The organism is Haemophilus aegyptius, assembly GCF_900475885.1.
Taxonomy (GTDB): domain Bacteria; phylum Pseudomonadota; class Gammaproteobacteria; order Enterobacterales; family Pasteurellaceae; genus Haemophilus; species Haemophilus influenzae.
Map to the genome: position 1 here is coordinate 1,808,814 of NZ_LS483429.1, position 12,176 is coordinate 1,820,989.

Annotated in this window: 8 protein-coding genes; 5 read left to right on the forward strand and 3 right to left on the reverse strand. The window is 38.6% G+C overall.

Features of this window, described 5'->3' with window-relative positions; all coding sequences use genetic code 11:
- Positions 1–64: 64 nt before the first annotated feature.
- The 3 genes from DQN49_RS09300 to map all read right to left on the reverse strand — a co-directional run bounded on the left by DQN49_RS09300 (position 65) and on the right by map (position 6,451).
- Positions 65–2,806 (reverse strand): YadA-like family protein, encoded by a 2,742-nt coding sequence (locus DQN49_RS09300; protein WP_231902539.1) that lies wholly within the window; start codon positions 2,804–2,806, stop codon positions 65–67.
- A gap of 153 nt (positions 2,807–2,959) precedes the next feature.
- Positions 2,960–5,551, reverse strand: a complete 2,592-nt coding sequence (gene glnD / locus DQN49_RS09305; protein WP_006995773.1) for a bifunctional uridylyltransferase/uridylyl-removing protein GlnD — start codon at positions 5,549–5,551, stop codon at positions 2,960–2,962.
- A gap of 93 nt (positions 5,552–5,644) precedes the next feature.
- Entirely contained in the window at positions 5,645–6,451 is an 807-nt protein-coding gene (gene map, locus DQN49_RS09310; RefSeq protein WP_005649958.1) for a type I methionyl aminopeptidase, read from the reverse strand.
- 138 nt (positions 6,452–6,589) lie between these two features.
- Here map and erpA point away from each other — a divergent pair, with 138 nt between their 5' ends.
- From erpA to argG, 5 genes are all read left to right on the forward strand, one after another.
- The gene (gene erpA, locus DQN49_RS09315) at positions 6,590–6,931 is read left to right on the forward strand and encodes an iron-sulfur cluster insertion protein ErpA (protein ID WP_171034761.1); all 342 of its coding nucleotides are present in this window, start codon (positions 6,590–6,592) and stop codon (positions 6,929–6,931) included.
- Between the two features lies 1 nt (position 6,932).
- Positions 6,933–7,286 carry a YacL family protein gene (locus DQN49_RS09320; protein ID WP_006995772.1) on the forward strand — a complete coding sequence of 118 codons (354 nt, stop codon included), beginning with the start codon at positions 6,933–6,935 and terminating at the stop codon, positions 7,284–7,286.
- A gap of 6 nt (positions 7,287–7,292) precedes the next feature.
- Positions 7,293–9,638, forward strand: coding sequence for a penicillin-binding protein 1B (mrcB, locus tag DQN49_RS09325; protein WP_006995771.1), 2,346 nt, complete (start codon positions 7,293–7,295; stop codon positions 9,636–9,638).
- Between the two features lie 170 nt (positions 9,639–9,808).
- Complete coding sequence (locus DQN49_RS09330) at positions 9,809–10,621, forward strand: phosphoribosylaminoimidazolesuccinocarboxamide synthase (RefSeq protein ID WP_006995770.1); 813 nt, start codon at positions 9,809–9,811, stop codon at positions 10,619–10,621.
- A gap of 215 nt (positions 10,622–10,836) precedes the next feature.
- A complete protein-coding gene (argG, locus tag DQN49_RS09335; RefSeq protein ID WP_006995769.1) occupies positions 10,837–12,171 on the forward strand; it encodes an argininosuccinate synthase in 1,335 nt (444 codons plus the stop codon).
- The last annotated feature ends 5 nt before the right edge of the window (positions 12,172–12,176 follow it).

Below are 12,176 nucleotides of genomic sequence, written 5' to 3' on the forward strand. Positions count from 1 at the left end.
AGCACCCGTATTTTTATAAAAAATGCGGTCAAAATTGACCGCACTTTTACTCTTATCCTTTATTTTACCAGTGGAATCCTACACTACCACCCGCATTAACATCACTTCGGCTATTGACACTCGCCCCCAATTTAACCTCAATTTTATTATTGGTTAAACGTCTGCCATAACCGACTGCTAATGCGTGTTCGCCTTTATAAGTGCCAACTGCCACAGAAACCGCAGACTCTCCAGCAAAATTTCCCCCTTGCAAGAAAGCAATCGCTGTCGCACCCGCAATCCCTGCCCGAAAATCTTTGTTCATTTTTTGCATATTGCGATCGAGTTGTTGAATAGATTGCTGATCTTTGCGGATTTGTGCTTTCAAGCTATCGTGTTCAGTACGAAGCTGTTGTAACTCCACTTTACTCGCTCCGCCACTTAACATCTCAGCAAATTCAGTTTCTGATTTCCCATGGTTAGCAGGCAGTTCTTTCCAACTTTCATAAGCAGATTTTCCTTTCTCACCTTGAAGACCTCGTTCTCCTTGTTCTCCTTGAAGCCCTCTTTCTCCTCGCTCTCCTTGAAGACCTCTTTCTCCTCGTTCGCCTTTTTCGCCTTTTAATTCAGGCATTTGCTTAATGGCTTCTTTATCTAATGAAACAACGGTTTTTCCGTCCTTTTCTTCTGCTTTCAAACCGCCTTCAAAAGTATAAAGTTTTGTAAAAAACGTTTTAAAGTTATCTTCTGTAAAAATAGTTTTACCGCCAGCTTTTAAAACACCATTATCAGCAGTAAGTGAAACGGTTTTATCGCCCTCTCCCAATGTAACACCAGTAAAACTTGGGGATTTCAACATTCCAATACGCAATACGCCAGCATCGTTAAACGTCACTAAATTATCAGAACTGTACTTAGCTTTATTATCATCGTTATAAACCAAACCACTTTTGCCCTGAATATGCAAAATATTACCAATTTCTGTTTTAATCAATTTGTTTTGGGTGCTATCTTTAGTTTTATCATAATCATTCATCGCAAATTTTAAACCTGCGGTTTTTAATGATTTTAATTGAGCCACGTTCACTGCATCGGTGTCTTTTGTCCCTGCAGCAAGGTTATTTAATTGGCGAGTAATTCCTTCTTCTTCATCGCCGAGAGAAACTGCCGCAGCAGTAGAAAGCCAAGTGCTAACTTCTTTACGTTTGGCTTTCAATTCGGCTTGTTTCGCTTCATAGCTACGTTTCGCTTCGTCACGTTGTACTTTAGCAGTGCTACTTACTGGTGCGGACACTCCTAACTCATCTAAAAGCCCACCTAGATTTAGATTACCGAAACCAGGTATATTTTGAATGCCAAATCCTAGCAGTTTTTCATTTTCATAAGCTTTTTCTTTAGTTTCATAATTTTGTTTAGCTGTTTGTAAATCAGCTACTAGCTGTGCTTCGCCATCTTTAAATTTCTTCACTTGAGTTTGAATTTCATTATTAGTTAAATCAGTTAAGCCATAACCCTCTTTTAACCTATCCACCTTCGCAGATGAAGCGCTTCCCAATGCCACCCCATTTGAAATCGAACTCTTGGCTCCTTCGCCTAGAACTACAGAACCTGCTGCATTTTCCGCTTTAGCGCCATTTCCTAATACTAAAGCTCCTACAGAAGTTGTTGCTGAAGCGTGATCGCCACCAACAAAAGCACTATCAGAACTTGTCACGCTAGCTCTATTCCCTAAAACTACCGCTTTGTTTGATTTTTCTGATTCTGTCTTACTTCCCAATACAATCGTATTTTCGGAATTTACTGCTTTTGCTGCGAAACCAGTAACAATAGAAATATTTGAATTTGTTGCATTAGCTTCAACACCTTGCACAATGGCTTTTTCTGATTTATCTGCCTTTGATTTGAAACCAGTTACAATCGCTTTTTCTGATGAATTAACGGTTGTATTTACACCTGTGGCAATTGCATTTTTTGATGAACTAATAGTTGAATTTGAACCAGTTGAAATCGCATTTTCTGATGAATTAATAGTTGCATTTGAACCAGTTGCAATCGCATTTTTTGATGAACTAATGGTTACATTTGAACCAGTTGCAATTGCTCTGTGAGACTCTGTTATATTAGCTCCAACCCCCACGACTACAGTGTTATCAGAATTAACAGATGTTGCGTTATACCCACCAATAAAGGCATTAGAAGATTTATTAGAAGTTGCTTTCCAGCCTATTGCAACAGAATTTTGAGAGTCTGTTACATTAACATCTAAGCCTAAAGCCACTATTTTTCCAGATTTTTCTACTTTTGCATTCGTTCCTGCGGCTAAACTATACTCAGAATTAAGAACCTTAGCATTCTTACCTAAGGCTATTGAGTATGGAGATACTGTTACATTAGCATCTGCCCCCACAGCTATTGATGCAGCAGGATTATTAGTTGTCATATCCTTTGGGTGTGTATATTTCGTATCTGAATCTTTAACTAACGCATTATGCCCAATAGCAATACTTAACCGAGAATTCTCAATTTTAGCGTCATTATTTTGAGCTGTTCCGCTAGCTGTTACATCAGTATCGTTGGTAATTTTTACATATTTTGTTAAATCACTTGCGGTGTCAGCAAGGGCGAGATGGGGCAGGGTTAGAGCATAAATACCTGCAATAAATGAAAATAATTGATGTGGACGAGTTAAAAGTCGATTACTATTTGCTTGCTTGCTTGCTTGCTTGCTTGCTTGCTTGCTTGCTTGCTTGCTTGCTTGCTTGCTTGCTTGCTTGCTTGCTTGCTTGCTTGCTTGCTTGCTTGCTTGCTTGCTTGCTTCGATTTTCATAATAAATTTTCCTGTGTCAAGTAATAAGGTTGCGGATTCTAACATAAAACTGAATAAAAAATGTGTTTTAATTCACTTTCTTCTCTATTTATTTCTATTCATTAAAAGAAATCTTTACTTTGTTGTTTTATATCATTGATAAAATAGAGATATTTACCTAATTTGCTGAATAATAACACGGTTCAATCTTTCCCTTTCCTCTCTTGCAAGTGCTTGCCCAAATTGGTTCGTCAAAATAAAAAAATCCTCGGCTTTTTCGCCTACGGTGGTAATTTTCGCATTCAATAAATTGAGATTTAACTCAGTAAAAATCTGGCTCACTTGGGCTAATAACCCTGCTTTATCCAAGGCAACCAGTTCCATTTCAGTATGCTCTTTTTTGTTTTCCTGTAAAAAACGCACGTCGGTTTGTACAGTAAAATGTTGAAGCTGGCGATTAGGCACAATAGAAAGTGCGGGTAATTTTTCACTTTGAAGAGCTACTGTTAGGGCTTGCTCTAGTTCTCGGCGACGATCAAATTCAACCAATTCTCCGTTAAGTTCTGTGATGATAAAGCTATCAAAAACATAACCATCTTGCGTCGTAATAATCTGCGCATCATGGATACTGAATTTTTTTGCGCCAATGGTACTCACAACTTTATTAAATAAGTGCGGTTGATCTTGGCAATAAATAAACACTTCTGTGCCACCAAGTGAAAAGCGATTACTAATTTTCACTAATAATGCCTCTGCGAAATCCACCAGCAAACTTGTATGCCACGCAATTTGTTTTGGCGTATTACGCACAAAATAATCTTCAGGACAACGATCCCATAATTGCTCAATCGAAATTGGCGTAATATCGGAATAATCCTGCGTTAAAATTTGTCGTGCAAGTTTTCGGTTTTCTGCCGATTTTTCTGAATAATCAAGCAATTCTTTCATCCCTTGAGCAAATTGCTGTTCAGTAAATTCATATAAAGAGGCAAAAAGCGAACGTTTCCAGCTATTCCATAAATTGCTGTTAGTTGCGCAAATATCCGCCACCGTTAAGCAAGTCAGGTAATCTAATCGAACTTGATTTTGCACGGCTTCCGCAAAATTCATGACTACTTCAGGATCATGAATATCACGGCGTTGCGCCGTAATTGACATCAGCAAATGGGATTTTACGAGCCAAGCAAGGGTATCAATTTCTCGGCGATCTAAACCATGTAATTGCGCAAAGTCTGCCACGTCTTCTGCACCAAGTTCTGCGTGATCGCCACCCCGCCCTTTTGCTATATCGTGGAACAACGCCGCAATATAAAGCAAAGTGCGGTCAGAAAGTTGGCTAAAAATTCGATGAGCAATGGGATGTTCTTGCGCACTTTCCTGTGACAGAAAACTTTCCAATTTCAACATCACGCGCAATGTATGCTCATCCACCGTATAAATATGGAACAAATCAAATTGCATTAATCCCTCAATGGCTTGCCATTGCGTAAGATAAGCAGTTAATACGCCATATTGGTGCATCGGCATAAACGCACGCTTAATCCCATTAGGTTGATTAAACAAACGCAGAAATTTTTCTCGAGCTGCAGGAATTTCACATAATTTTTGTGGTAGTTGATCTAAGGAAATTTGTAATTGACGCAAAGTATCAGAATGAATATCCGCCTGTTCGTACTGCGTTAAATAAAAGAATAGATCCAAAATTCGCTCTGGTTTTTCTTGAAAAACACGACTATTACGCAAACACAAGCATTGGTTAATCAGTTGGAAATCATCGTCTAACTGATCAATCACGCTGTCCTGATTTGATGAAAGCACATTTTCTTGATAATGCTGAATCAACAAATTACTAATAAGCGAAATTCGGTGCAATGCTTGGAAAAAACATTTCATCATTTTTTCCACAGCTGGATTGCCTTCCCCTCGAAAGCCCAACAATTCACTGACTTTAATTTGGCGATCAAACAACAGACGATTATCGTAACGTTTCAAAATCAAATGCAAAGCGAACCGCACTTTAAATAAAAATGCGCGACTTTCTTGTAGTTGCTGATATTCTTGAGGATAAATAAAACCACTTTGTAAAATGGCCTCAAGGGTCAAAGCCCCAGAATGACGCAACGCCACCCAATACAACAAATGCAAATCACGCAAACCACCAGGGCTGTACTTAATATCTGGCTCAAGGTTATAAGCCGTATTGTGATAACGCTGATAACGTTCTATTTGCTCTTGCACTTTGGCATTAAAAAAATCTTCTTTCGACCAAAAATCAGCACGTTTTACCAATTCATTTAGCGCATCAAAGTGCGGTCGATTTCCAGTGAGAAATCTTGCTTCTAATAAATTGGTGGCAATCGTAATATCTTGTTTTCCTTCCGATTCGCATTGTGCTAAGGTTCGAACACTATTTCCCACCTCAAAACCGCAATCCCATAAAAATTGGATAAATTGGGTAATCTTTTCTTCAATCTTTGGGCTTGGGGTTTGCTCGACTAAAATCAAAAAATCTAAATCCGACAAAGGAAACATCTCACGCCGTCCATAACCGCCCACCGCAATTAAAGAAATGCCTTGCTGTTCACTTAATCCTATTTCCTGCCAAAGTTGAATCAATAAGGCATCATAAAAATCACAGCGATTTTCAATAAGCTCAAAAATGGAATAACAAGAAAAATTCTCGAGCTCAAATTGCTTGAGATTTTCTCGTTCAATTTTGACCGCACTTGGCGTTAAAGGAGAAGATAGTGTCGGAGAAAACAGCATATGAATTGCCTTTTGTTAGATCGAAGTCGTTTTATTATAAAGAAAAACAAAAAGGGCGTATATCTACGCCCTTATCCTATAATTTAATGTCAATTACACATTTACCATAATCCGCGAAATTCGACCTTCTGCAATTTCTTCATCGCGAATAGTCATCACTTCACAACCAGTTTCCGTGACAACAAGTTGATGTTCGTATTGTGCTGAATGGCTGCGATCTTTGGTTTTTACTGTCCAACCATCTCCCATTACGCGCACTTCTTTTTTGCCTGCGTTAATCATTGGCTCAATGGTAAACACCATTCCGGGTTTTAAAATCACGCCGCCATCATCGGCATAATAATGCAATACTTGAGGTTCGCAGTGAAATTCCGTACCAACGCCGTGTCCGCAATATTCACGCACAACGCTGAAAGTCTGGCTTTCCGTATATTTTTGCACAGCTTTACCTATTTCATTTAAACGAATATCGGGTTTTACAGTGCGTATCCCAACATATAATGCTTCTTGTGCCGCTTCCACTAATTTTTTACTACGAATATTTGTTTCGCCGCCCACGATATACATTTTTGAGTTATCGCCAAAATAACCGTCTTTAATCACGGTAACATCAATATTCACAATATCGCCATTTTTTAACACTTTATCGTCACTTGGAATACCGTGACAGACAACTTCGTTAATGGAAATACAGGTCGCCTTTGGGAAACCGTGATAATTCAAACAAGCAGGGATAACCTTTTGTTCATTGACCATATATTCATGGCAAATGCGATCAAGTTCGCCTGTGGTTACGCCTGCTTTTACGTAAGGTTCAATCATCACAAGCACATCGGAAGCCAATTTGCATGCCTCACGTAACTTTACAATTTCTTTTTCAGTTCTAATTGGAATAGCCATTTTTATCTCACTTTTTTGAAAAAACTTTGCGAGATTATAGCACGATTTCTAGGAAAAAACTGGATTGCACTTGAATGGAGTAAAGGGTTATTAGATAATGGCGGGATTGAAATTTTAGGAAAGTAGGAAATAGTTATGATAGATGATATGGCGGTGCCACTGACATTTACTGATGCAGCGGCAAATAAAGTAAAAAGTTTAATCAGCGAAGAAGAAAATACTGATTTGAAATTACGCGTGTATATCACAGGGGGTGGTTGCAGCGGTTTCCAATATGGTTTTACCTTTGATGAAAAAGTCAATGACGGCGATTTAACCATTGAAAAATCAGGGGTTCAACTTGTGATTGACCCGATGAGCTTACAGTATTTAATTGGTGGCACTGTCGATTACACAGAAGGTTTAGAGGGTTCACGTTTTACTGTAAATAATCCAAATGCTACCAGCACTTGTGGCTGTGGTTCATCCTTTAGTATCTAAGATGGATTTTCAATTTACACATTATCAAGGCAATGTATCCGTCAAATGTTCAATGGAACACATTGCCCTTGCTAACTGGTTCAACACAGAAGTGCGGTCAAATTCAGACAAGATTTTAACCGCACTTTCTACTGCAAAATCACTTATTGAAAATCAAGAAAAAGTCTTAGTCGGTGCGGAATATACATTATTTTTAAATGCTGGTGAAGTAATGGTGCGTGCCAACAATCTCGCCATTGAATCAGATGAAATTTTAGAACAAGATTTCCATTATTATGACGAAGAAAGCCTTGCTTTTTGCGGTACGCAAGATTTTATTCATTTTCTCCAATCTTATGTTGATTTTATTGCTTAACTCACTATGACTTCTCAACACTCCGCTAAAAAATCATCGAAAAACACGCCAAAAAATAACCGCACTTTTAAAGGTTTTTTACTTAAATTTAGCTTCACTGCACTTGTCTTAACGATTTTTTACGGCGGTTATCTCGATTGGCAAATTCGTTCTAAAATGGACGGTCAAATTTGGCATTTGCCTGCGGAAGTTTATAGTCGCTTAGAAAGTGTGAAAATTGCCGATAATCTCGCTTTTGATGAAGTCATTCAAATTTTATTAGATAACGAATATCGCCAAACTACAATGGTTGCCGCCCCTGGCGATTTCAAATTAGAAGATGATAGCATTGTAGTGCTTCGCCGCGCTTTTCCTTTCCCCGATAAAGCAGAGCCTCAGCGAGTTTTGCGCTTGCGTTTTAGCCATAATAAGTTATCTCGCATTGAAGATTTAGTCACAGTCAAAACTGTTGATGAATTTCGTCTTGCACCAAAGTTGATTGCGATGTTGCAATCAGACAACGAAGATCGTTTAGCTATTCCTTTACAAAATTATCCCCGTTTATTAATTGATACATTAATTTTAACGGAAGATCGCCGCTTTTATGAACATAATGGCATTAATCCAGTGGGGATTTTACGCGCATTAATTGCCAATATTCGTGCTGGTCAAACGGTACAGGGTGGCAGTACGCTCACTCAACAATTAGTCAAAAATTTATTTTTATCGCGCGAACGCACCATTACACGCAAAGCCAACGAAGCCTTGATGTCATTGGTGTTAGATTGGCGTTACGATAAAAACCGAATTCTCGAAACCTATCTCAATGAAATTTATCTCGGGCAAAATGGCGATACGCAAATTCACGGTTTTGAATTAGCCAGCCAATTTTATTTTGGACGTTCAATTCGTGAAATTAGCTTAGATCAAATTGCCCTTTTAGTGGGGATGGTCAAAGGCCCTTCACTTTATAATCCATGGCGTAATCCACAAAACGCGCTCGAACGTCGCAACATTGTTTTAAGGCTAATGCTTGAACATAAAATGATCGGCGATGAACTTTATCAATTATTAAGTCAGCGACCTTTAGGTGTGCAAAAGAAAGGGCAAATCTCGCGTAAATACCCTGCGTTTATTCAAACTTTACAGGCGGATTTACGTCGTGAACTGGGCGAACACAAAATATCGAGCTTACTTGGTGCACGTATTTTTTCCACAATGGATTTAAAACAACAAGCTCAAGCAGAAAATGCAGTGGTCAATACCGTTTCGCAATTACAACTGAAAATGAAAAATCCCCATTTAGAGGGGGCGATGATTATAACGGATTATCGCACAGGCGAAATTCGTGCAGTAGTTGGCGGTTTACAAACGCAATATGCAGGCTTTAATCGTGCATTAATGGCAAAACGTCAGATTGGTTCTTTAGTAAAACCTTCTATTTATTTGACCGCACTTTCTAACCCAGAACAGTTCCGTTTGAATACCCCAATTAATAACCAACCAATAACAATTAATGTCAAAGGTAGCCCGCCGTGGCAGCCACGCAACTATGACAAAAAATATAGTGATTCAGTAATGTTAATGGATGCCTTAGCCCGTTCTTTAAATATTCCCACTGTAAATATTGGTATGAAAGTTGGCTTGAGCAAAGTCATTGACACGCAAAAAGCGATGGGCTGGGATAATGTGGAAATTCCTAAAGTGCCTGCGATGTTGCTCGGTTCTTATACCATTTCGCCTTATGATGTCACAAAACTTTATCAAACCCTTGCCAATCAAGGTGGGAGAATTGCGCTTACAACCGTCGATAGTATTGCAGATCGTCAAGGTAACCTAATTTTTCAACACGATAAAAGTGCAAAACAAGTGGTGCCACAAGAAGCGGCATTCCAAACCTTATTTGCAATGCAACAAACTGTTGAACGTGGTACAGCTCGCAGTTTGCAAAAGGATTACGCTGATTTACATTTAGCAGGCAAAACAGGCACAACCAATGAATCACGCGATACCTGGTTTGTGGGAATTGACGGAAAAAATATCAGCACCGTCTGGCTTGGTCGCGATGATAATGGCGAAACAAAACTGACTGGTGCTTCTGGCGCATTGCAAATTTATAAAGATTATTTAAACCGTACAAATATTGAAAAATTAACAATTACTCCCCCTACAACAGTGAAATGGGTGGGGATAAATCAATACGGTGACTGGGATTGTGAGAGTTATCGAACAATTCCTATTTGGCTAAATAATGGTCAGAATTTCTGTGGCGAAACATCATTTCCCTCTCTCACGCCAACAACTGAAACAGAAACACCACCACAAGAAAGCCTGTGGGACGTATTGGATAATCCCAATCCACCCGCTCAATAATTAAGCCGTAGGATTTACTAAATTTCCAATAATAAACATTTTCCCCTATACTTCCCCTAACATTTCAGAGGGTTTTTATTTCTTTTTAAAAATAGCAAACGTTTGCTTTATTTGATTTAAAAGTGCGGTACAATACGCACCAGTTTTTACTTTCATACAGGTGCAAAACAATGACACAACAACTCCCCATTTTAAGTCTAAAAAAAATCTATTCAGGCAAAGTACGCGATCTCTATGAAATTGATGATAAACGTATGTTAATGGTTGCTTCTGATCGCTTATCTGCCTTTGATGTTATTTTAGATGATCCCATTCCACGAAAAGGCGAAATCCTAACTCAAATTTCCAATTTTTGGTTTAATAAACTTGCTCACATTATGCCCAATCATTTCACTGGCGACAGCGTTTATGATGTGTTACCAAAAGAAGAAGCGGATTTAATCAGGGATCGCGCCGTCGTGTGTAAACGTTTGAATCCCATTAAAATTGAATCTATCGTACGTGGTTATTTAACTGGCAGTGGTTTAAAAGATTACAAACAAACTGGCACGATTTGCGGATTAAAATTGCCTGAAGGCTTGGTGGAAGCCAGTAAATTACCCGAAGCTATTTTCACGCCATCAAGCAAAGAAGAAGTTGGCAACCACGATATAAATATTAGCTATGCAGAATGCGAAAAACTTATCGGGGCTGATTTAGCCGCACAAGTAAAAGAAAAAGCTATCGCACTTTATACTGCTGCTGCAGAATATGCACTCACTAAAGGGATTATTATTTGCGACACAAAATTTGAATTTGGTTTAGATGAAAATGGCACGCTCACTTTAATGGACGAAGTATTAACGCCAAATTCTAGCCGTTTTTGGTCTGCGGATACTTACCAAGCAGGAACAAATCCCCCATCATTCGATAAACAATTTGTGTGCGATTGGTTAGAAAATAACGGCTGGAATAAACAAGCTCCCGCACCTAAAGTGCCATAAAATATTATTCAGAAAACCGTTGATAAATATCAGGAAGCACTGGATTTATTAACAAAATGAAAATTAGGATTTTTTATGCACAAAGCTAAATAAAGATTTTTGCTTTTAATGTACAAAACACTAGACAAAGAGGAAAAGTGCGGTTATACTTTATCGAATTTTTATTCACAAAAATCGATTATTTATTCAGCTCTAATTATTGGTAAGGAAAATATATGTCAAATACTATTCTACAGAATTTACCTAAAGGACAAAAAGTAGGGATCGCTTTCTCTGGTGGTTTAGACACTAGTGCAGCATTACTTTGGATGCGTCAAAAAGGCGCAGTGCCTTATGCCTACACCGCTAATTTAGGGCAACCCGATGAAGATGATTACAATGCAATCCCTAAAAAAGCCATGGCGTATGGTGCTGAAAATGCTCGATTAATTGATTGCCGCTCTCAACTTGCTCATGAAGGCATTGCCGCAATTCAATGTGGTGCATTCCATATTTCTACAGGCGGCATTCCTTATTTCAATACCACACCACTTGGTCGCGCAGTAACTGGCACAATGCTCGTTGCGACAATGAAAGAAGATGATGTAAACATTTGGGGCGACGGCTCCACTTTCAAAGGTAATGATATTGAACGTTTCTATCGTTATGGTTTATTAACGAACCCGAATTTAAAAATCTATAAACCTTGGTTAGATGCACAATTTATTGAAGAACTTGGCGGTCGTTTAGAAATGTCTCAATTTCTTATTGAAAATGGTTTTGACTATAAAATGTCCGTTGAAAAAGCCTATTCCACTGATTCCAATATGCTCGGCGCAACCCATGAAGCAAAAGACTTAGAACAATTAAGCACAGGAATGAAAATTGTTAAGCCGATTATGGGTGTCGCATTTTGGGATGAAAAGGTTGAAATTAAACCTGAAACAGTCACAGTCACTTTTGAAGATGGCGTGCCTGTGGCATTAAATGGCAAACATTTTGATAATGCTGTTGATCTTATTCTAGAAGCAAATCGTATTGGTGGGCGTCACGGTTTAGGAATGTCAGACCAAATCGAAAATCGTATTATTGAAGCAAAATCTCGTGGTATTTATGAAGCACCAGGAATGGCATTATTGCATATCGCTTACGAACGTTTAGTCACAGGTATTCACAATGAAGATACCATCGAACAATATCGTATTAATGGCATTCGCTTAGGTCGTTTGTTATATCAAGGTCGTTGGTTTGATCCGCAAGCATTAATGTTGCGTGAAACAGCACAACGTTGGGTGGCAAAAGCAATTACAGGCACAGTAACCCTTGAACTTCGTCGTGGTAACGACTTCACAATTTTAAATACCGAATCGCCAAACTTAACCTACGAAGCAGAGCGTTTAAGTATGGAAAAAGTGGAAGATGCGCCATTTGATCCAATTGATCGTATCGGTCAATTAACAATGCGTAATTTAGATGTATCAGACACCCGAGGTAAACTTGGCATCTATGCACAAACAGGTTTATTAAGCGCAATTAAAGATTCCGTATTGCCACAATTAGGCAAAAAATAAATAAG

Bases quoted from the DNA above. Each gene is read 5' to 3' on its own strand.
- DQN49_RS09300 (WP_231902539.1), bottom strand. From the start codon at position 2,806: ATGAAAATCGAAGCAAGCAAGCAAGCAAGCAAGCAAGCAAGCAAGCAA.
- glnD (WP_006995773.1), bottom strand. From the start codon at position 5,551: ATGCTGTTTTCTCCGACACTATCTTCTCCTTTAACGCCAAGTGCGGTC.
- map (WP_005649958.1), bottom strand. From the start codon at position 6,451: ATGGCTATTCCAATTAGAACTGAAAAAGAAATTGTAAAGTTACGTGAG.
- DQN49_RS09320 (WP_006995772.1), top strand. From the start codon at position 6,933: ATGGATTTTCAATTTACACATTATCAAGGCAATGTATCCGTCAAATGT.
- mrcB (WP_006995771.1), top strand. From the start codon at position 7,293: ATGACTTCTCAACACTCCGCTAAAAAATCATCGAAAAACACGCCAAAA.
- DQN49_RS09330 (WP_006995770.1), top strand. From the start codon at position 9,809: ATGACACAACAACTCCCCATTTTAAGTCTAAAAAAAATCTATTCAGGC.
- argG (WP_006995769.1), top strand. From the start codon at position 10,837: ATGTCAAATACTATTCTACAGAATTTACCTAAAGGACAAAAAGTAGGG.